This is a genomic window from Aquibium sp. ELW1220 (assembly GCF_030398385.1).
Taxonomy (GTDB): Bacteria; Pseudomonadota; Alphaproteobacteria; order Rhizobiales; family Rhizobiaceae; genus Aquibium.
Genome location: NZ_JAOAOQ010000026.1, coordinates 66,474 through 86,895, shown reverse-complemented (window position 1 = coordinate 86,895; position 20,422 = coordinate 66,474). Strand labels below are relative to the sequence as shown.

Below are 20,422 nucleotides of genomic sequence, written 5' to 3'. Positions count from 1 at the left end.
CGCTCCGTCGCCGACCGCCTCCTCAACGTCGCCTGCGCCATGCTGAAAGCCGGAACCTCCTTCGACCCCTCCCGGGCAACCCAGAAAACCTCTTGCTAAACGGTGGGGAGTCCCCCCCACTTCGTGGGGTTGGAGGATAGGCGTTGCGGCCGGCGGCGGCTTACGCGTTCAGCGCCCGGCCGTAGGCGTCGAGCACGCTTTCCTTCATCATCTCCGAAAGGGTCGGATGCGGGAAGATGGCATGCATCAGCTCTTCTTCGGTGGTCTCGAGGTTCATGGCGACGACGAAGCCCTGGATCAGTTCGGTCACCTCCGCGCCCACCATGTGGGCGCCGAGGAGCTGCCCGGTCTTTGCGTCGAATACCGTCTTCACCAGCCCCTGGTCCTCGCCCAGCGCCACAGCCTTGCCGTTGGCCACGAAGGGGAAGCGGCCGACGCGGACCTCGTGGCCGGCCTCCTTCGCCTTCGCCTCGGTGAGACCGACCGACGCCACCTGAGGGTGGCAGTAGGTGCAGCCGGGGATCAGCGCCTTGTCGAGCGGGTGCGGGTGCAGGCCGGCGATCTTCTCGACGCAGATGACGCCCTCGTGCTCGGCCTTGTGCGCGAGCATCGGCGGACCGGCGACGTCGCCGATCGCATAGACCCCCGGCACGTTGGTGCGGCACCATTCATCGATGACGATCGTGCCGCGCTCGGTCTTGACGCCGACCTCCTCCAGGCCGAATCCCTCGACGTTGCCGACGACGCCGACAGCCGAGATCATGCGGTCGGCGGTGATGGTCTCCACCTTGCCGCCCTTCATCTCGACATGGGCGGTGACCGAGTCGGCGCCCTTTTCGACCTTCACCACCTTGGCTTCCAGGTGGATCTTCATGCCCTGCTTCTCGAAGCGCCTGCGCGCCAGTTCCGAGATCTCGGCGTCCTCGACCGGCATCACCTGCTTCATCACCTCGACGACCGTCACGTCGACGCCCATCGTCCGGTAGAACGACGCGAACTCGATGCCGACGGCGCCCGAGCCCATCACGAGCAGCGACTTCGGCATCTTCTCCGGCACCATCGCCTCGAAATAGGTCCAGATCAGCCTGCCGTCGGGCTCGATGCCCGGCAGCGCGCGCGGGCGGGCGCCGGTGGCGACGATGAGGTGCTTTGCCGTGTAGGTGCCCTCGCCCCTGGTGTTCTTGGGTGCGGGATGCTGCGGCAGCATCGGCTTTTTCGACGGCTTCGACACGACGATCTCGGCGCTGCCATTGCCTGCCCCGGTGATCTTCGCCTCGCCCCAGATCACGTCGACCTTGTTCTTCTTCATCAGGAAGGCGACGCCGCTGTTCATGCGGCCGGCGACGCCGCGCGACCGCTCGACCACGGCCTTCAGATCGGGCGAGATGCGGCCCTCGAGCGTCAGCCCGTAGTCCCTGGCGTGTTCGGCGAGATGCAGTACCTCGGCGGAGCGCAGGAGCGCCTTGGTGGGGATGCAGCCCCAGTTGGAGCAGATGCCGCCCAGATGCTCGCGCTCGACCACGGCGGTCTTCAGGCCGAGCTGGGCGGCACGCACCGCAGTGACGTAGCCGCCCGGGCCGCCGCCGATGATGATGACGTCATAGGTGTCGGACATGCGCTTCCACTCCTCAACAGGTCGGCGGCAAGGACAGCACGCGCTGCCTGCCGCCGGTCTCGGGAGAAGCGCAGGCCCTCGGCCCTCACCCCTCCGTCACGGGCGCCGGCGCCGGCTCGTGCCGCACCAGCATGGTGTAGATCTCGTCCTTCAGCCGCATCCGCCGCTTGCGCAGCTCGGCGACATGCAGGTCGTCCATCGGCTCGACGTCGGTCTCGGCGCGGTGGATCGTGCGGTTCACCTCATGATACTCGTTGGCCAGCCGGTGGAAATGGCCGTCCGTCATGCGCATGTGGTGGATCAGCGCGCCGTGCTCCGGAAACTCCTCGGCCAGTTCGTGCGGTGTGTGCGACATCTGTTGGTCTCCCGTTTCGATGTCGTCAGGCTATCTTCGCAGGCAAGCCGCTCCTTGATTTCGATCAACGGTCCTTTCGATCGTCGCCGCGTCCGCTAGAGCCCCAGCATCATGCGCACGATCGGCTCGAGCGCCCTGCCGAGCGCGCGCGTACCGGCCGCGTCGAGATGCACCCCGTCGAGCGGCGTCGTCTCGACCACCGAACCGGCGTCGAAGAAGCCGCAGCCCGCATCGTCGGCGAGGTCGGAATAGAGGCTGGCCAGCATGCCGGACTCGGCGATGCCGCCTTCGAACATCGCCGCGAAGTCGGGATCTGCCGTCTCGTTCAGCGGCGGCGGCGCGACGATCAAAATGTCCGGCGCCTCGGCGCCGAGCGGATAGGTCGTGCCGCGCACGATGTCGATCAGCCGTCGCATGCCCTGCTTGGCGCCGATCGCGCGGCCGCAGACGAAGGGCTTCATGTCGTTGGTGCCGAGCAGCAGGATCACGAGGTCGAGCGGCCCGTGGCTGACGAGCGAAACGGGCAGCGCCCGTGCCCCGTTGCGGTCGGCCCCGCCGAGATGGTCGTCGAAGGCCGTCGTGCGGCCGTTCAGCCCCTCCGCGATCACCACCGCCTGGTGCCCGAGGGCCGCCTGCAGCACGCTTGGCCAGCGGTCGGCGTAAGCGTGGCGCGACGGGCCTTCGGCCGAATAGCCCCAGGTGAGCGAGTCGCCGTAGCAGAGGACGGTTTTCATGAGGCGCTCCAGAGCTCCCATCCCCCTTGCGGGGAGGGTTTCAGTCAGACCAGCATGCCCATCGGCTTCTCGATATGCCGCTGGAACGCCGCTGCGAGTTCCGCCCCCAGCGCCCCGTCGATGACGCGGTGGTCGAAGGCGAAGGTGGCGGTCATGACGGTGGCGACGACGATTGCGCCCTTCTTCACCACCGGCTTCTCGACGCCCGCGCCGATCGAGACGATCGAGGCATGCGGCGGGTTGATGATGGAGGTGAAGTTCGAGACGCCGAACATGCCGAGGTTCGACACGGCCGTGGTGCCGCCCTGGTATTCCTGCGGCTTCAGCTTCTTGTCGCGGGCGCGCTTGGCCAGGTCCTTCATCTCGTTGGAGATGACGGACAGCGTCTTCGCTTCCGCCTTGCGGATGATCGGGGTGATCAGCCCGTCGGGGATCGCCACGGCCACGCCGACGTCGGAGTGCTTGTGACGGACGCGGGCGGTCGACGTCCAGGAGGCGTTGGCCATCGGCACGTCGCGCAGCGCGAGCGCCATCGCCTTGATGATGAAGTCGTTGACGGAGAGCTTGTAGGCGGGCACCTCGCCCTTCTCGGTCTTCAGCATCGGCGACGCCGCGTTGATCTCGGCGCGCAGCTTGAGCAGCGCGTCGATCTCGCAGTCCATCGAGACGAAATAGGCCGGCACGGTCTGGTGCGATTCGGTCAGCCGCGCGGCGATCGTCCTGCGCATGCCGTCATGCGGCAGGAGGTCGTAGGAACCCTCCTCGAACAGCTTCAGCACGGTGTCGTCGGACATCGGTCTGGCGGCCGGCGCGGCTGCGGCTGGCGCTTCTGCAGCGGCAGGAGCAGCCTTCTGCGCCGGGGCCTTGGCACCGCCCGCGACCGCCTTCTCCACGTCGGCCTTCACCACCCGTCCATGCGGGCCGGAGCCCTCGATGGCGGAGAGCTCCACGCCGGCCTCGCTGGCGATGCGGCGGGCGAGCGGGGAAGCGAAGATGCGAGACTGGCTGATCTCCCCCCTCGTGGGGGAGATGCCCGGCAGGGCAGAGGGGGGCGTGACGGACGGAGAACTCGGCGGGGCAGCGCCCCCCTCTGTCGGCTTCGCCGACATCTCCCCCACGGGTGGGGAGATTGGCGCCCCACCCTTGGGCGCCTCGGCCTTGGCGGGCGCGGCTCCGTCTCCGCCCTTGGCCGCAGCCCCGGCATCCTCGCCCTCGGCGGCCAGGATCGCGATCACCGCGTTGACCTTCACGCCCTCGGTACCGGCCGGCACGACGAGCTTCGCCACCGTGCCCTCGTCGACGGCTTCCACTTCCATCGTCGCCTTGTCGGTCTCGATCTCGGCGATCACGTCGCCGGGCGCGACATGGTCACCCTCCTTGACCAGCCACTTGGCGAGGTTGCCCTCCTCCATGGTGGGCGAGAGGGCCGGCATGGTGATGTTGATGGGCATCTATCTGTCTCCGGCGTAATAGGGCGTGGGGTCTTCGTTCATGCCGAGCGGCCGGTCGAATGGCCACAGGTCGGCGAGCGAGAAGGCAATGGCGTCGAAAGGCGCGGCGCGGACTTCATCGTCGGACCCCCACGCTCCGAGCTTCAGCCAACGGCCATCGTTGAGTTCGAAAGCTTCCAGAATTTGCTGACGCGGATCAATCAGCCAGAAATGCGCAACGCCTTCTTCAGCGAAGATACGTGACTTGACGGTTCTGTCGCGCCGTTCCGTCGAACCGGAGAGCACTTCGCACACCCAGTCCGGCGCGACCTGGGCAATACTGGTCTCGGGCAGGCCTGCCAGCCTCTCCCGCCGCCACGCGGCAATGTCGGGCACCAGGACATGCGCGCCCAGTCTCAATTCCGGTTCAACGACGAAAATCCAGCCGCCTGGACCGCCGCCACCGAACTGAAACGCGCCGCCCAAGCGGATGTTCAGGGCGCTTGCCGCTCCACCATGCCGGAAGGACGGTCGCGGGTGAGTCCGCAGCACCCCATCGATGATCTCCGCGACCAGATGCTCCGGCACGGCTTCGAGATCGGCGTATGTGGCCGGCCTCTTCCTGTCCGTTGCGGATGCGCTCACTTCGCGGTCCCTCCCGACCTTCGATCAGCGACGGTAGCACACCGCCTTCACCGCCTCGACCACCTCGCCGACATTGGGCAGCGCGAGCTTTTCGAGGTTGGCGGCGTAGGGCATCGGCACGTCCTTGCCGCAGATGGTGATCACCGGCGCGTCGAGATGGTCGAAGGCGCGCTGCATCACCTGGCTGGCGATGTGGTCGCCGACCGACGACTGCGGGAAGCCTTCCTCGACGGTGACGAGGCGATTGGTCTTCTTCACGCTCTCGATGACCGTGTCGAGATCCATCGGCCGGATGGTGCGCAGGTCGACGATCTCGACCTCGATGCCCTCCTCGGCGAGCTTGTCGGCGGCCTTCACCGCATAGGTCATGCCGATGCCGAAGGAGACGATCGTGGCGTCCTTGCCCTTGCGGTGGATGCGCGCCTTGCCGATCGGCAGGACGAAATCATCGAGCTTCGGCACGTCGAAGGTCTGGCCGTAGAGGATCTCGTTTTCGAGGAAGATCACCGGATTGGGGTCGCGGATCGCCGCCTTGAGCAGGCCCTTGGCGTCGGCGGCCGTATAGGGCTGGACGACCTTGAGGCCGGGGATGTGGCCGTACCAGGCGGCGTAGTCCTGGCTGTGCTGGGCGCCGACGCGCGCGGCAGCGCCGTTGGGGCCGCGGAAGACGATCGGCGCGCCCATCTGGCCGCCCGACATATAGAGGGTCTTGGCAGCGGAGTTGACGATCTGGTCGATCGCCTGCATGGCGAAATTGAAGGTCATGAACTCGACGATCGGCTTCAGACCGGACATGGCGGCACCGACGCCGACGCCGGCAAAGCCGTGCTCGGTGATCGGGGTGTCGACGACGCGCTTCGCGCCGAATTCCTGCAGCAACCCTTGCGTGATCTTGTAGGCGCCCTGGTACTCGGCCACTTCCTCGCCCATGATGAAGACGTCGCGGTCGCGGCGCATTTCCTCGGCCATGGCGTCGCGCAGCGCCTCGCGCACGGTGGTCGGCACCATTTCGGTGCCGGCCGGGATGTCGGGATCGGCGGCGACCGCCTCCTTCGGCTGGGCGGGAACCGACAGCGCTTCTTTGTCGGCCGGCTCGTCGGTCGCCTGGCGCTCCTTGCCGCCGGCGTCGTCGGCTGCTGCCTTCGGCGTGTCGGCGTCGGGCTTCGCGGAGGCCTCGGGCGCGGCGGGCTTGGCCGGGGCCGCGTCTCCCGCGCTCTCGCCCTCGGCCAGCAGCACCGCGATCGGCGTGTTCACCTTGACGTTTTCGGTGCCCTCGGCGACCAGGATTTTACCCAGGGTGCCTTCGTCGACGGCTTCCACTTCCATGGTCGCCTTGTCGGTCTCGATCTCGGCGATCACGTCGCCGGGGGCGACGCTGTCGCCCTCCTTCTTCAGCCATTTCGACAGCGTGCCCTCTTCCATCGTGGGCGAGAGGGCCGGCATCAGGATGTCGACGGGCATGGGGTCCTCACCTATCTAAATCGTCCGCGTTCAGCGGATCTGGAACTTGCCTGCGAACTGGTAGGCCAGGAGGCCGACCAGCGTAGCGATGAGAATGACGCGGATCGCGACGAGCCACAGCGGCGTCGGCCGGGTGACCGGACCGGCGATGGCGGCGCGCTGCTTTTCGGAACGTTCGTCGAGCATCCGCGACATGTGGCGCACCGTACCGAAGGTGTGAGCGATCACGAACCAGAAGAACCAGCCGAACAGCACGGCGACGCCGACTGCAAGCAGAAGAACGGTTGGATCCGGGATCGCGCTCATCGAACCGGTTCGTCAGCGCAGGATGTCGGTGTAGAGCTCCGCGACATCAGGCTCCGGATCGGTCTGCGCGAATTCGGCCGAATCGGCAACGATGTCGCGCACCTCCTTGTCGATCGCCTTCAGCTCCTCTTCGCTCGCCCACTTCTTCTCGACCAGCCGGGCTTTCACCTGCTCGATCGGGTCGTGCTCGGACCGCATCTTCTGGACCTCGTCCTTCGAACGGTACTTCGCCGGATCGGACATCGAATGGCCACGGTAGCGGTAGGTCTGCATCTCCAGGATGATCGGCCCCTTGCCGGTGCGGCACCAGTCGAGGGCGAGGTCGCCCGCAGCCTTCACGGCGCGCACGTCCATGCCGTCGACCTGGATGCCGGGGATCTTGAAGGAGATGCCGCGATGCGAGAAGTCGGTCTCGGCGGACGAGCGGGTCACCGAAGTACCCATGGCGTAGCGGTTGTTCTCGATGACGTAGATCACCGGCAGCTTCCACAGCGAGGCCATGTTGAAGCTCTCGTAGACCTGGCCCTGGTTGGCCGCACCGTCACCGAAGAAGGTGAGCGAGACGAAGTCGTTCTCGCGGTAGCGATTGGCGAAGGCGAGACCGGTGCCGAGCGACACCTGCGCGCCGACGATGCCGTGGCCGCCGTAGAAGTTCTTCTCCTTGGAGAACATGTGCATGGAGCCGCCCTTGCCGCGGGAGTAACCTCCCCGGCGGCCGGTCAGCTCGGCCATCACGCCGCGCGGCGACATGTCCATGGCCAGCATGTGGCCGTGGTCGCGATAGGCGGTGATCATCTGGTCGCCGTCCTTCATCGCCATGCGAAGACCGGTCACCACCGCTTCCTGGCCGATGTAGAGATGGCAGAACCCGCCGATGAAGCCCATGCCGTAGAGCTGGCCGGCCTTTTCCTCGAAACGGCGGATGAGCAGCATGCCGCGATAGGCGGACAGTTCCTGCTCCTTGTCGAATTCGACGGGCCTGGGGGTCTTCACCGCGGCGACGCCGTCGGCATCTGCCCTGGGTTTGGGGGACGTCTTTTTCGCCGCCGCCTTCATTCGCTGCTCCCTGATCCTGTCTTCTTTGCGGACACGGGAAGGCGAGCCTTGTCTCTCCCCTCCCTGGATGAAGGAAAGCTAGCACGGAGGAACGATTAGGGCCACGCGGAAAACTGCATGGCTGTCATGCGGGTAAATCGCGGAAATCGTTCAGCTTATCAACAATGAACCGAAATCGGGTTAATTCGAATTCGAGAAGGAGCGCATGATCGTTATCTCGTCCGGAGCAGACAGGTTGAGCGCCCGGCGCGCCTGCTCGTCCAGCATGTCCTTTTCGATCGTGCCGTCGCGAAGCAGCTGGACACGCTGCTCGAGTTCCTCGCGGACCGCCCGCTTGCGGTCGAGTTCGGCGACAAGCACGGCCTTGCGTTCCTCGAGCTGGAACTTCGAATAGATGCCGTACTCGCCATGGAAGGCGTGGAAGCCGAAATAGCCGAGGAACAGGGTCGCGAAGGCGGGCACGATGTACCGGCCGGTGTTCCGCTTCTTGTGCTGACGCGTCCACATGGGGGAGTGTTCTTCCTTTGCCTTTCTTCTAGCGCGGCGTGCTTAACGAGCGGTTACGGAAGGTTCCTCGCGGCCGTCCCGAAACGAAGAAGGGCCGCCCGAGGCGACCCTTCCAAGTCCGCGGCGGATGCCTGCGGTCAGCCCTTGAGGATGGACCTGCCGGCATAGCGCGCCTGCTTGCCGAGTTCCTCCTCGATGCGGATCAGCTGGTTGTACTTGGCCAGCCGGTCAGAGCGCGCGAGCGAGCCGGTCTTGATCTGCCCGCAATTGGTGGCGACCGCGAGGTCGGCGATGGTGGAGTCCTCCGTCTCGCCGGAGCGATGCGACATAACGGCGGTGTAGGCGGCCTTGTGGGCGGTCTCGACCGCGTCCAGCGTCTCGGTCAGCGAGCCGATCTGGTTGACCTTGACGAGGATCGAGTTCGCCACGCCCATGCGGATACCGTCGCGCAGGCGCGAGGAATTGGTGACGAACAGGTCGTCGCCCACCAGCTGGCACGACTTGCCGATCATGTCGGTGAGGATCTTCCAGCCGTCCCAGTCGTCCTCGGCCATGCCATCCTCGATCGAGATGATGGGATAGTCGCCCGCCAGCCTCGCAAGGTACTTGGCCTGCGCCTTCGGATCGCGGGTCTTCTTCTCGCCTTCGTAAACGTAATTGCCGTCCTTGAAGAACTCGGTGGCGGCGCAGTCGAGCCCGATCGCAACCTCCTCGCCCGGCTTGTAGCCAGCCTTCTCGATCGAACCCATGATGAAGTCGAGCGCCGCCGTAGCGCTCTTCAGGTTCGGCGCGAAGCCGCCCTCGTCGCCGACATTGGTGTTGTGGCCGGCATCCTTCAGGCCCTTCTTCAGGGTGTGGAAGATCTCCGAGCCCCAGCGCACGGCATCGCGGAAGGTCGGCGCGCCGACCGGGATGATCATGAATTCCTGGAAGTCGATCGGATTGTCGGCATGGGCGCCGCCATTGATGATGTTCATCATCGGCACCGGCAGCACGTGCGCGGAAGCGCCGCCGACATAGCGGTAGAGCGGCAGGCCGGACGCCTCGGCCGCTGCCTTGGCGACGGCGAGCGACACGCCGAGGATGGCGTTGGCGCCGAGCCGGCTCTTGTTGGCGGTGCCGTCGAGTTCGATCATGGTCTGGTCGATATGGATCTGGTTCTCGGCCTCCATGCCGCCGATCGCCTCGAAGATCTCGCCGTTGACCGCCTCGACGGCGCGCTCGACGCCCTTGCCGAGGTAGCGCGGCCCACCGTCGCGCAGTTCCACGGCCTCGTGCGCACCGGTCGAGGCGCCCGAGGGCACCGCGGCGCGGCCCATCGAGCCGTCCTCCAGCACCACGTCGACCTCGACGGTCGGATTGCCGCGGCTGTCAAGGATTTCGCGGCCGATGATGTCGACGATGGCGGTCATGGAGGGCTCCCTCGAAAGATGTCCGGAAAGGTCGGGCTTCTCTTAGCGGAAGACGCGGAAAAGGCAATGCGAGCCGGCCGGCACGATGCGCCTAGGCCGCCTTCACCGTCGACTGGAACTTGCCCATCAGATAGGGCCCCGACAGCACCGGCTCGTATCTCGGCGTCTCGCCTTCAGTCAGGCACGACGGCAGGCAGGCGATCTCCTGGTGCCAGTTGGGCTGGTGGAAGAAGGCGAAGGACTGGCGCCGCGTCGTGCCGTCCGACCGTGGCGCCGGGTTGACGACGCGGTGCAGCGTCGAGACCCAGCGGTCGTTGCTCCACAGCGCCATCAGGTCGCCGATGTTGATCACGAAGGCGCCCTGCACCGGTGGCACGGCGCGCCAGGCGCCCTCCGGCGTCAGGATCTCCAGGCCGCCGGAGCCCGGCTCGGGCAGGAGGATGGTCAGGCTGCCATAGTCGGTATGAGCGCCGGCGCGCAGCTGGCCGGGCTTCGGCGGCACCGCCTGCTCGGGATAGTTCAGCGCCCTGAGCGCGCTGATCGGGCGGTCGATGGTGGACACGAAGAAGTCCTCGTCGAGCTTCAGCGCCACGGCAAAGACGCGCATGATCCGCGCGGCGAGGTCTTCCATGGCCCGGTAATAGGCTTCCCAGGCGGGCCGGAAGCCGTCCGGCGCGTCGGGCCAGATGGTCGGGGCGTAGCAGAAGGCGAGCGCCTGCGGGTCGTCGAGGCCTGCGGGAACGCCGAGCGGGCCGCCGTTAAAGCTCTCCTTCAGGTCGGGCGGCGTGTCCTGCCCCTTCGACTTCGCCAGCGCTTCGGATTCGGGGCCGAGATAGCCGTAGGGGTAGCCGGCATAGGGCGCCCTCGCCTTCTGCTTCTCTTCGGCCGGCAGGTCGAAGAACGCCCGCGCCCTGGTCCAGGCACCGTCGATGACGGTCTGCGGGACGCCATGACCGCTGATCGCCAGGAAGCCGGTCGAGCGGCAGATGTCGTCGACCTCGGCGCCCAACGCGGCGCGCTCGCCGCGGCCGGCGCGTTCGAAGCGGGACAGATCGAAGACGGGAAAGTCGGACATGGCTTGAATTTCCGGCACTGCAGTCGTCTTATCCTAACCAAATCCGCCCTCGATTCACGCTCTGGAACAGACTGGACCAGAAATTTACCGGCTCCGGGCAGCCACGCGCGCCCGGTCGGGTTACACTCTCCCTTGCGTGGGGCGAAACGGAAGGGAGTTTCGCCATGACCAACGTAGCCGGTATCGTGAGTATCCTCTTCATCGCCGCAGCGTTCTTGACCTCGGTCGGCGGCGCACCCCGGGAACAGGCCGTGCTGGTCCTGTCTTCGGGCGAATGACACGAGCCGGCGGCGCCCGTTGCCGCGTCGCCGGCCTTCCGCACGGGCTCCGATCGCCGTGCCTCCCCGAATGTCCCGTGCCGAATGTCCTTGCATTGTCGGGCGTTATCGCCCATATGCCGCAACAGGCGCTTGGGCCGGCACTGCCGGTTCGTCGGAAATCGACCTGGTTGCGTCTGGCCTTCCCCTTCATCGGCTCGTGTCTCTCCGGAGATCGACGGTCAGGTGGCGAGGGTAACTCCGCTGGCATACGGCCCGCGGTAACGACAGCGCAGCCGGCCACAGCCCGTTTCGGGCGCGCCGCCTCGTCGTTCAAACAATAAGAGTGCCACGGCAGGTTGCGCCCGCCGGGCCGCAGTGCGGGCGTCGCCCGCCGAAAGAGACGATCTTGACCCTTCAGACCACTCCCGAAGCCGACAACGGCTTTGAAGCCCTCGGCATCACCGGCGCCCTCCTCAAGGGCACGCTGGCCGCCGGCCTCACCACGCCGAAGCCGATCCAGACGCAGGCGATCCCGCACTATCTCGCCGGTCGCGACGTGCTGGGCATCGCCCAGACGGGCTCTGGCAAGACGGCGGCCTTCGCGCTGCCGATCCTCACCCGCATCGTGGCGCTCGGCGCCAAGCGCCGTCCCAAGTGCCCGCATGCGCTGATCCTTGCACCGACGCGCGAACTCGCCGTCCAGATCGACGAGGCCATCCGCCTGCTGTCGAAGGGCATGCACATCACCACCTGCCAGGTGCTCGGCGGCGTGTCGCGCAACATGCAGGTGAAACGCCTGCGGGACGGCGTCGACATCCTGATCGCGACGCCGGGCCGGCTCGTCGACCTCGTCCGCGAGGGCGACGTCAAGCTCGACCAGACGCGCTGGCTCGTCCTGGACGAGGCGGATCGCATGCTCGACATGGGCTTCATCAACGACGTCAAGAAGCTCGCCCGCGCCACCCATCCCGATCGCCAGACGACTCTCTTCTCGGCCACGATGCCGGACGAGATCGAGAAGCTCGCCATGGGCCTGATGAAGGACCCGATCCGCGTCTCGGTCGCGCCGCAGAGCACGACCGTGGCCGAAATCACCCAGGGCCTCGTCAAGGCGCGTACCAAGCAGAAGCGCAACGTGCTGGCCGACATCCTGCGCGCCGAAGGCGACGGGCCGGTCATCATCTTCGCCCGCACCAAGCATGGTGCCGACAAGGTGACGCGTCAGCTCGAGCAGGACGGCTTCGCGGCCGACGTGATCCACGGCAACAAGTCGCAGAACGCCCGCCAGCGCGCGCTGAACGGTTTTCGCGACGGTTCGGTGAAGATCCTGGTGGCGACCGACATCGCCGCGCGCGGCATCGACGTGCCGGGCATCTCGCTGGTCGTGAACTACGACCTGCCGGACGAGCCGGAGACCTATGTCCACCGCATCGGCCGTACCGGCCGCAACGGTCTCGGCGGCAAGTCGGTGACGCTGTGCGATCCCGAGGAAGTGTCGAAGCTGCGCGCGGTCGAGAAGGTGATCCGCAAGGCAATCCCCCTCGTTGCCGACCACACCGGCCAGCCCGACCCGTTCCAGAAGCCCCTGCCGGCCGGTTCGCGTCCGGAGCGGTCCGAGCGTCAGGGCCGGCCGCAGGGCAAGCCCCAGGGTCGTCCCGCGCGTTCCGGCCAGGCGCCGCAGCGCGCCGGCGGCAAGCCGGCCGGAGCCCATCATGAAGCGGGTCGTGCCGACGAGCGCAACGGCCAGCCGCGTCGCCGGCGGCGTCGCGGCAATGGCGGCGGTGCCGCCAAGGCAGCCTGAGCCTCCACGATCGAGACGACGGTCCGCTGGTCCATGTGTGACCAGCGGACTGGCAATTGCCCGAAGCGCGTGCAGCGCGTAGGCCGGCGACACGGTCTTCCTGATGGAAGACGTCCGCGGTGCTCGCCGCTCCTCGCATTCGGGATCAGACGATGGCCGGAATCACGGCGCTCGCCTTCGCCTATTTCCTTTCCCAGTTCTACCGGTCCTTCCTCGCGGTCCTGACGCCGGTCCTCGAAGCAGAGCTTGGCGCGACCAAGGCGGATTTTTCGCAGGCCTCCGGCGCCTGGTTCATTGCCTTCGCGCTCATGCAGTTCGCCGTCGGCGTGTCGCTCGACCGGTTCGGCCCACGGCGCACCGCGGCCGTGATGCTGGCGATCGGCGGCGGCGGCGGTGCGGTGGTCTTCGGTCTCGCGACGACGCCCTTCATGCTGGTGATCGCCATGACGCTGATCGGTATCGGCTGCGCGCCGGTGCTGATGGCTTCGCTGTTCATCTTCGCCAAGACCTTCAAGGCGGCGCGCTTCGCGGTGGCCACCTCGTGGTTCGTCGCGCTCGGTTCGCTCGGCAACGTCTTCGGCGCGACCCCTCTTGCCGCGGCCGCCGATAGCTTCGGCTGGCGGCCGGTAATACTGGCCATCGCCGGACTGACGCTGCTGGTCGCGCTGGCGCTGTTCGTTTTCGTACGGGACCCGGAACGGTCTCCCGACGAACCGGCGGCCGGAGTAGGCTTCGGCGGGTTCGCTGAACTGCTCAGACTCCGGGTGCTGTGGCCGATCATCCCGCTGACGGCGATCAACTACGCGCCGGCAGTCGGCATCCGCGGCCTCTGGGCCGGCCCCTATCTCACCGATGTCTACGGCGCCGATTCGCTGGTGATCGGCAACGTCACGCTGTTCATGGCCTTCGCGATGGTCGCCGGCAGCTTCCTCTACGGCCCGCTCGATACGGTCTTCAGGACCCGCAAATGGGTCGCGGTCGTGGGCAACACGATCAGCGTCGCCGCAATCTGCGCCCTTGCCCTGATGCCGCAGGCTTCGCTGGCGATCGCCACGATCCTCCTGGTGCTCATCGGCGTGTCCGGCGCGAGTTACGGCCTGCTGATGGCGCATGCCCGTGCCTTCGTGCCGGCGCATCTGATCGGCCGCGGCGTGACGCTGATGAACTTCTTCTCAATCGGCGGCGTCGGCGTCATGCAGTTCGCCACGGGCGCGGTGGTGACCGGGGCGACCGTGCCCGGCGAACCGGTCGTCGCTTACCAGACACTGTTTGCCTTCTATGCGCTGGCGCTCGCGCTGTCGGTCGCCGTCTACCTGAAGGCCCGCGACGCCCGCCCCTGAACGCCGACGGGCGGCGGCTCTTGCGTTTCGGCGCGGTTTGCGCTTTAGCCACGCATCTTTCCCAAGCGCGAGCCCGACGATGTCTCTTCCCGAAAAGGCCTTTCCGGTGTCCTGGGACCAGTTCCACCGCGACGCACGCGCGCTCGCCTGGCGGCTGGCGGGGGCCAACGGCAAGTGGAAGGCGATCGTCTGCATCACCCGCGGCGGCCTCGTGCCTGCGGCGATCATCTCGCGTGAACTGGGTATCCGTGTGATCGAGACGGTCTCGATCGCCTCGTATCACGACTACACCTCGCAGGGCGAACTGTCCGTGCTGAAGGAAGTGACCCCGGCGCTGCTGGAAAACGACGGCGAGAACGTGCTGATCGTCGACGACCTGACCGACACCGGCAAGACTGCGGCCATCGTGCGCGCCATGATGCCGAAGGCGCATTTCGCCACGGTCTACGCCAAGCCAAAGGGCCGGCCGCTTGTCGACACCTTCGTCACGGAGGTGTCGCAGGACACCTGGATCTATTTTCCCTGGGACATGGGCTTCACCTACCAGCGGCCGATCGCGGAAGACCACCAGGGCTGAAGCACGACCGGCGCAGGCGCCTTGCCTGCGCGGCCGGTACCGTCCGCTTCGGACGTCAGAGTGCGTCGAGCTTGCCGAGTTCCTTGGCCACCAGATAATAGAACGTGACGCGGCTCTTCGAGTTGTCGCCCTTCATCGCCGCACACGTTGCCTCGATGGCAGTCATTCCAGGTTCTTCGGCCACGCCGAACTTCTTGGCGCACCATTTCTCCTGCACCCGCGCGAGTTCCTTCGGGTCGCTGCATGACACCATCGAGGAATCGCGGTTCCGGAGCGCGATGCCGAGATGCCTGACGATTTTCGCGACCTTCGCCTCGTCGGCGCTCGCGTCGTATTTCTTCACGTCTGCGAAATAGTCGGCCATGGACGTCTTCCCCCTCGTCATTGACTGATCCTGCAACCCGCGCGCGAAATGCCGGGTATGCATGCCGGATATTCCTTCCCGCCCTGCTCTGCGAGTATAGAAGCCTCCCGCCGCACAGGAAGAACTTCCGCGTTGAATCTCGCCTTGTCAATGGCCGATGGCCTTTCAATCGGCAGCGCATCTCCCTATATTCGGTTCGTCAGCTTGTCTGACTACGGCGATAAACGGACGATGGAATAAGCCTTTCGGACCCGGGGGCGGTACCCGGCGCCTCCACCACAAGCCGCTGGCTCGCGAGAGCGGTTTCTGATGGGGGCGAAATAGGATCGACGAGGGTGTAAAGATCGAACTTTCGCTCGGCATGGTACCACCGTCATCGGGCTAAAAATGTAGTTGCAAACGACAACTATGCGGAAGCACGTCTCGCCGCGTAAGCAGCGCGACAGCTTCAATTCAAGTCCTAGGGGTTCGCACTTCTAGGCGGGGTTCGGAGGTACCTGGCAACAGAAACCTCCACTTTCCTCCTTTCTCTACGTTTTCGCGACTTCCGCAGACCGCGTGGCCTTTGCCGGCCTGGGCTTGCCTGCCTTCGCGGAAGGGACGTTTTGCCAAGGCGGATGCGGTAACGATTGTCGCTTGGGGTCCTAATTCGGTTTACGCGCGCGCCCGGCTTCATTACATCTACGCGGATCGAGACTCACGCCAGACGGAACCTCATGTCCGACGACCACATACGCTACGACATTCTCGCCCAGGAGGCCCTCCGCGGCGTCATGCGCAAGGTGCTGAGCGAAGTCGCGCGGACCGGCCTTCCCGGCAACCACCACTTCTTCATCACCTTCCTGACCGGCGCGCCCGGCGTGCGCGTGTCGACGCGTCTGCGCGAGCGCTACCCCGAGCAGATGACAATCGTGCTGCAGTACCAGTTCTGGGACCTGAAGGTGACGGAGACCGGCTTCGAGATCGGCCTCTCCTTCTCCGACGTTCCGGAGAAGCTGGAAGTGCCGTTCGCAGCCGTGCGCGGCTTCTACGATCCGTCGGTCAACTTCGAGCTGGAATTCGACGTGAAGGCGGAGCCGGCGGCCGAGACCGCAGCCATCGAGGAAGCGCCGCCCGCCCTGCCCACGCCAACCCGCCGGACAGAGCGGCTCAAGCCGGACGCCGCTGCGGCGACGTCGGCGGAAGGCGACGACGACGCCGCCAAGAGCGCGCAGGTCGTTTCGCTCGACGCCTTCCGCAAGAAATGAGCTGACGCGGCGATGGGCGAGGTCGTGAACCTGCGGCTTTTCCGCAAGCGCACCGCCCGCGCCGAGAAGGACCGCGTCGCGGCAGAGAACCGCGCGTTGCACGGACGCAGCAAGTCCGACCGCAAGGCGGACGAGGCGGAACGGCAGCGCGGCGCGGCGCTGCTCGACGGCCACCGGCGCGACGGGCCCGACGGGACGCCCTGACGGTGCAGCTCAAGCGCTCGGTGACGATCCGCGGCCATCGCACCAGCTTCTCGCTCGAACAGCCGTTCCTCGACGAACTTCAGACGATCGCGGCAACGCGCGGAATTTCGCTTGCGGCTCTCGTCGGCGAGATCGACGAGGCGCGTCCGCGACTGACGAACCTGTCGTCGGCGCTGCGCATCCACGTGCTGTCCTGGCTGAAGGATCACGCCGGGCGGGCAGGCTGAAGCCTCACATGCCGCCGCGATCAGGGCCGCTCCGGCAGGTCTTCGAGAATCCTGCCGATCGCGTCGAGGCTGAACTCAAGCGCGGGCGGGGCGGGACGCTGCGCCCGGGTTGGCAACGGCGGCACGACCGCTTCGCTCGCGGCCGCTTCCGGTTCGAGCGGCGACGCCGCAGCCGCCCGTTCGCGCGCACGCTCCTCCTCGGCCCTTACCCTCTCCGCCTCCCGGGCGGCCTGCTCGGCGGCCTCCTGGCGCCGGCGGGCAGTATCGTCGGCCAGGGCGGCGTAGTAACGCACTTCGCGCCGCAACCTCTGCCGTTCGAGGAGGCCTGCCTGCATGGCCTCGACCCGTGCCTGTTCGCGTTCCAGCGCGCGCTGGGTCAGGTACTGTGTCAGCGGCGCCGTGTCGAAGCTGGCAGTCGTCTCGCCAAAGGACCCCTGCACGGTCATGCCCAGAGAGGGCTCCGACCCGACCAGCGCGTCCAGTCCGGCATCGTAGTCGATATCGGCCGAAGCCTGAATCTCGTCCGTGGTCAGGTTCGCCTGCACTTCCACGGACATCGTGGCGCCGTCGGTCTCGAGGAAGAAGGCAGGCGTCCGCACCGAACCGGTCGCAATCGTGAACGGCACTTCGACGTCGCGCGCGGTAAAACGCCCGGCCGAAGCTATGTCCGCGGCAAAGGCCGCGACCTTCCCGTCATCGATGTCGCGGCCGATCTCGTCTGCCTTGGCCAGAATGCCGCCCAGCGCGCGGGGATCGACGCCGGGAAGAACCAGATCGCGGAAGCGGGCGGTGCCCGATCCCGCGAGCGAGGCGACGAGCGCCTCGACCGACTTGCCGCTCGCCGTCACCGTCGCGCTGATGTCGGCGCGGCCCCCGACGTCGTCGGCACCAAGCACTGCGGCGGCCTCGGCGTCCGAGACGGAAATCTGCCCGGAGAGGAGGCCTGTCCCGCCATTGTTGGAAATCTCGGCCAGAGCCTTGACGCTGCCGCCCAGCATGCGGCCGGTCAGGTTCGAGACCCGCAACCCTTCGCGATCGAGGCTGGCCGAGAAGGAGACATCGTCTGCCAGCGGGCGGAAGTCGGCGTCGAGGGCATCGACGGTGAGCGCGAGCTGCGCCGTGAAGGGCAGGCGCAGGGTTTCCGTGAACGGCGCCGACGGCCAGCCTTCGCCCTCCGCCTGCAGGGCATCCTCGCCCAGCACGAGCGCCGCCGCATTGGCGATATCGAGACTCGCGAGCTGCAGGCTGCCTTCGAAATGCGGCGTGCCCTGCGGCCATGTCGTCTCGAGGTCGCCGGACAGCGCCATGCCGGCCACCGTGCCCTCAAGACGCGCGAGACGCAGCGAGTCGGGCCCGATGGCGGCTTCGGCCGTCAGTTCGACAGGCAGGCCGATGCCCATTCCGGGCAGCATGGTCCCGGTGGTCATCAGCCAGGGCTCGAGGTCGGTTGCAGAAATCCGGGCAGAGCCCTCGGCCCCATAGGCGACGCCCGCTCCTTCTTCCGACCGGCGCAGAGTGCCCTCGAAGCGCGCGGCGGCCGAGGGCGCGATCAGCGTGAGCGCCAGTTCGGCGCCGTCGGCCGGAACACCGGACAACGAAAGCGTCGTCGTCCCTTCGGAGGTGACGCCGAGATCATAGGCGGGGAGGCCGTAGAGGGACAGAAGCTGCGCGCTGTCGGTCGCCTCGACGCTCAGGTCGACGCCGAGGCGGGCCTTGCCGAGATCGCCGTCATAGCCATCGGCACGGGCCTGCAGGGCGAAGGTGTTGCCTCCGGTCTGGCCCTTCGCCGTCAGCGAAAGGTCGGCGCCGTCGTTCTTCCGGGCAACGGTGGCCACGACGTCGATCGCTGCGTCGCGCGACATCTCGGGGAAGGACCGGGCACGTTGCACGATACCCTGCGCCACGGGGCTTTCCGGGAGGCGCTCGGCCAGAAGTTCGATCAGCGGCCCGAGGTCGGCGGCGAGCACGGATGCGTCGATCTTGCCCGACGGGTCGTCACCGATGCCGGCGACGCTGGCCGTCGCACTGATGTTGGCGCCTGCCAGGCCGGTGATCGCTAGCCTGTCGACTTCCAGTTCGTCCTCGCGCAGCCGCATGGCGACGTCGATCGTGTCCGCCGTCAGGCCGGCAAGCCGGACAGGTCCCGCATCGAGGTCGAAATCGATGTCATGGCCGCCGAAATGCGTCACGCCGGTATCGCTTATGAACAGCGACGCGAAGGCCGAGAGGCCGTCGACGTCGAGGGCCTTGCCACGAAGCTTTGCGATCATCGCCGGGCGCAGCGCCTCGCGCACCACGCGTTCGAGCGACCCTTCGAAGCGCGTGTCGCCGAGCACCAGTTCGACATCGCGAAAGCTCTGCCGTATCTCGCCCAGCGCCACGTCGGCGGAGAATCCGGCCCCCGGCAGACGGCGGATGGCATCGTCCACGTCGCGGGCCACCCAGGCTGCGAATCCCGACGGCTGCGCCACGGCGAGCAGCAGCTTGCCCTTGAAGCCGAAGTCCTCGTTCAGGTCGAGCCGGCCATTGGCCTCCAGAGTGGTGCGGCCCGGCAGCGTCGCCGACAATTTCTCGACCGTCCAGCCCGTCGCCGCCGGCTCGGCCGAGAGCCGCACGTCGCGGATGGTCGTGTCGCCCGCCACGATCGCCGGCAGGTCGAGATCGATCGTTCCGGGGATCGTGGGCCTCGGCAGATCCTGCAGGAACGCCTTCAGCGCGGCAAAACGCTGCGCGAAGGTCGCACCGGAAAACGCAGGCGCAGCGGCGACCGCATCCTCGAAGCGAACCTGCGCGCCCGTGGCCTGCACCAGGAAGCGCGGATCGGCGCCAAGATGGAACAGCGCCGTTCCATCCGCAGTATAGGGATTGTCACGCGGGCCGGTTTCGATGCGGAACTCCGGGACGTCGAGGCGGCGATGGTCGAGAGCGAAGCGGCCCGAGAAGCGATAGTCGGCGATGCCCGGCCTGGCCTCCTGACCCTCGGCGGCGGCGGGTACCGGCGCTGCCGCATTGCGGGCGTTCAGCCTGAAGGTGCCCGTATAGAGGCCGGCGGCCTTCTCGATCCGCGCGAGGCCATCCGCTTCCACGTCGACGGGGTAGCGTTCGGGCGCGGCGCGGAGCCTCACCCTCATCCCGCCTTCCGGCGTGACGGTTCCGGTGGAGACGGAGACGGCGGTGCGCATGCCGTCCAGCCGCAGCGAGCCCTCCATGCGCCACGGTCCGGCCAGCGTCGCGGCCGAGATCTCGGCGTTGATCTCGGTCAGCCTGTGGGTGCGCCCGCTGGTGGCATGCGTCAGGGTAACCTTGCCTTCGGTCACCCTCACCTTCTCGAGGCGGATCTGCGATGGGTCCAGCATGTTCGAGGGACGCGACGCCCAGTCGATCGAGCCGTCCGCGTCGACGTTGAAAACGGCCTCCGGCCGCACGAGCCGCATGTCGAAGATCAGGAGTTCGCCGCGCATGAAGGGCGCGAGTTCGGCGTCCATCGAGAATTCCTCGATCGTCATCGACGGCTGGGCCGGATCCGCGCCGGCGACGCGGACGTCGCCGAAGGTGACGGACGGAAACGGCAGCAGGCGCGCCCTGACGTCGCCCTGGACGGTGACGGTGCGGCCAAGGATACGGCTCGCCTCCCGCTCGAAACCGGTCCGGTAGCCGGTCCAGTTGACGAGATAGGGACCGACCAGCGCAACGACGAGTGCAAGCACGACGAGGCCGCCGAAGATGACGAAGAGACGTGCCAGTGTCTGGCCTCCCGCATGACGTTGCGTAACGGTGTTCGTGCGTCAGTCTACTCTTATCCGCAT

Annotated in this window: 19 protein-coding genes and 1 other RNA gene; 7 read left to right on the top strand and 13 right to left on the bottom strand. The window is 66.9% G+C overall.

What is annotated here, in order from left to right; translation table 11 throughout:
* Nucleotides 1-160: 160 nt before the first annotated feature.
* The 11 genes from lpdA to N1F91_RS20875 all read right to left on the bottom strand — a co-directional run bounded on the left by lpdA (nt 161) and on the right by N1F91_RS20875 (nt 10,596).
* Complete coding sequence (gene lpdA / locus N1F91_RS20925) at nt 161-1,615, bottom strand: dihydrolipoyl dehydrogenase (protein WP_289995140.1); 1,455 nt, start codon at nt 1,613-1,615, stop codon at nt 161-163.
* Between the two features lie 85 nt (nt 1,616-1,700).
* Nucleotides 1,701-1,970, bottom strand: a complete 270-nt coding sequence (locus tag N1F91_RS20920; RefSeq protein WP_289995139.1) for a YdcH family protein — start codon at nt 1,968-1,970, stop codon at nt 1,701-1,703.
* 95 nt (nt 1,971-2,065) lie between these two features.
* Nucleotides 2,066-2,704, bottom strand: coding sequence for an SGNH/GDSL hydrolase family protein (locus N1F91_RS20915; RefSeq protein ID WP_289995138.1), 639 nt, complete (start codon nt 2,702-2,704; stop codon nt 2,066-2,068).
* Nucleotides 2,705-2,748: 44 nt separating this feature from the next.
* On the bottom strand, nt 2,749-4,155 hold the full coding sequence (locus N1F91_RS20910; RefSeq protein WP_289995137.1) for a pyruvate dehydrogenase complex dihydrolipoamide acetyltransferase: 1,407 nt from the start codon (nt 4,153-4,155) through the stop codon (nt 2,749-2,751).
* Nucleotides 4,156-4,779, bottom strand: a complete 624-nt coding sequence (locus tag N1F91_RS20905) for a Uma2 family endonuclease (RefSeq protein ID WP_289995136.1) — start codon at nt 4,777-4,779, stop codon at nt 4,156-4,158.
* Nucleotides 4,780-4,803: 24 nt separating this feature from the next.
* Nucleotides 4,804-6,240 carry a pyruvate dehydrogenase complex E1 component subunit beta gene (locus tag N1F91_RS20900; protein ID WP_289995135.1) on the bottom strand — a complete coding sequence of 479 codons (1,437 nt, stop codon included), beginning with the start codon at nt 6,238-6,240 and terminating at the stop codon, nt 4,804-4,806.
* 30 nt (nt 6,241-6,270) lie between these two features.
* Nucleotides 6,271-6,546 (bottom strand): hypothetical protein, encoded by a 276-nt coding sequence (locus tag N1F91_RS20895; RefSeq protein WP_289995134.1) that lies wholly within the window; start codon nt 6,544-6,546, stop codon nt 6,271-6,273.
* A gap of 12 nt (nt 6,547-6,558) precedes the next feature.
* Nucleotides 6,559-7,602, bottom strand: coding sequence for a pyruvate dehydrogenase (acetyl-transferring) E1 component subunit alpha (gene pdhA, locus N1F91_RS20890; protein WP_289995133.1), 1,044 nt, complete (start codon nt 7,600-7,602; stop codon nt 6,559-6,561).
* A 180-nt stretch (nt 7,603-7,782) separates the two neighbouring features.
* Entirely contained in the window at nt 7,783-8,109 is a 327-nt protein-coding gene (locus N1F91_RS20885; RefSeq protein ID WP_289995132.1) for a septum formation initiator family protein, read from the bottom strand.
* Nucleotides 8,110-8,246: 137 nt separating this feature from the next.
* Nucleotides 8,247-9,521: a phosphopyruvate hydratase gene (gene eno / locus N1F91_RS20880; protein ID WP_289995131.1), complete on the bottom strand. Its 1,275-nt coding sequence runs from the start codon at nt 9,519-9,521 to the stop codon at nt 8,247-8,249.
* A gap of 91 nt (nt 9,522-9,612) precedes the next feature.
* The gene (locus tag N1F91_RS20875; protein ID WP_289995130.1) at nt 9,613-10,596 is read right to left on the bottom strand and encodes a 2-oxoglutarate and iron-dependent oxygenase domain-containing protein; all 984 of its coding nucleotides are present in this window, start codon (nt 10,594-10,596) and stop codon (nt 9,613-9,615) included.
* A 597-nt stretch (nt 10,597-11,193) separates the two neighbouring features.
* Between N1F91_RS20875 and N1F91_RS20870 the strand changes: the two genes are divergently transcribed.
* The 3 genes from N1F91_RS20870 to gpt all read left to right on the top strand — a co-directional run bounded on the left by N1F91_RS20870 (nt 11,194) and on the right by gpt (nt 14,574).
* Complete coding sequence (locus tag N1F91_RS20870; protein ID WP_289995148.1) at nt 11,194-12,657, top strand: DEAD/DEAH box helicase; 1,464 nt, start codon at nt 11,194-11,196, stop codon at nt 12,655-12,657.
* 152 nt (nt 12,658-12,809) lie between these two features.
* Nucleotides 12,810-13,997, top strand: coding sequence for an MFS transporter (locus N1F91_RS20865; RefSeq protein WP_289995129.1), 1,188 nt, complete (start codon nt 12,810-12,812; stop codon nt 13,995-13,997).
* 79 nt (nt 13,998-14,076) lie between these two features.
* Complete coding sequence (gpt, locus tag N1F91_RS20860; protein ID WP_289995128.1) at nt 14,077-14,574, top strand: xanthine phosphoribosyltransferase; 498 nt, start codon at nt 14,077-14,079, stop codon at nt 14,572-14,574.
* A 55-nt stretch (nt 14,575-14,629) separates the two neighbouring features.
* On the opposite strand, the gene N1F91_RS20855 is transcribed toward gpt, so the two are convergent.
* Nucleotides 14,630-14,938 carry a DUF2853 family protein gene (locus N1F91_RS20855; protein WP_289995126.1) on the bottom strand — a complete coding sequence of 103 codons (309 nt, stop codon included), beginning with the start codon at nt 14,936-14,938 and terminating at the stop codon, nt 14,630-14,632.
* A 159-nt stretch (nt 14,939-15,097) separates the two neighbouring features.
* Between N1F91_RS20855 and ssrA the strand changes: the two genes are divergently transcribed.
* The 4 genes from ssrA (at nt 15,098) to N1F91_RS20835 (ending at nt 16,616) form a co-directional block, all read left to right on the top strand.
* Nucleotides 15,098-15,456: a transfer-messenger RNA gene (gene ssrA, locus N1F91_RS20850) on the top strand.
* Between the two features lie 198 nt (nt 15,457-15,654).
* The gene (locus N1F91_RS20845) at nt 15,655-16,185 is read left to right on the top strand and encodes an SspB family protein (RefSeq protein WP_289995125.1); all 531 of its coding nucleotides are present in this window, start codon (nt 15,655-15,657) and stop codon (nt 16,183-16,185) included.
* 12 nt (nt 16,186-16,197) lie between these two features.
* Nucleotides 16,198-16,389, top strand: coding sequence for a DUF4169 family protein (locus tag N1F91_RS20840; protein ID WP_289995124.1), 192 nt, complete (start codon nt 16,198-16,200; stop codon nt 16,387-16,389).
* The gene (locus tag N1F91_RS20835; protein ID WP_289995146.1) at nt 16,386-16,616 is read left to right on the top strand and encodes a ribbon-helix-helix domain-containing protein; all 231 of its coding nucleotides are present in this window, start codon (nt 16,386-16,388) and stop codon (nt 16,614-16,616) included. Before N1F91_RS20840 ends, N1F91_RS20835 begins: the two co-directional genes overlap by 4 nt.
* A 20-nt stretch (nt 16,617-16,636) precedes the next feature.
* On the opposite strand, the gene N1F91_RS20830 is transcribed toward N1F91_RS20835, so the two are convergent.
* A complete protein-coding gene (locus N1F91_RS20830) occupies nt 16,637-20,341 on the bottom strand; it encodes an AsmA family protein (RefSeq protein WP_289995145.1) in 3,705 nt (1,234 codons plus the stop codon).
* Between the last annotated feature and the right edge of the window lie 81 nt (nt 20,342-20,422).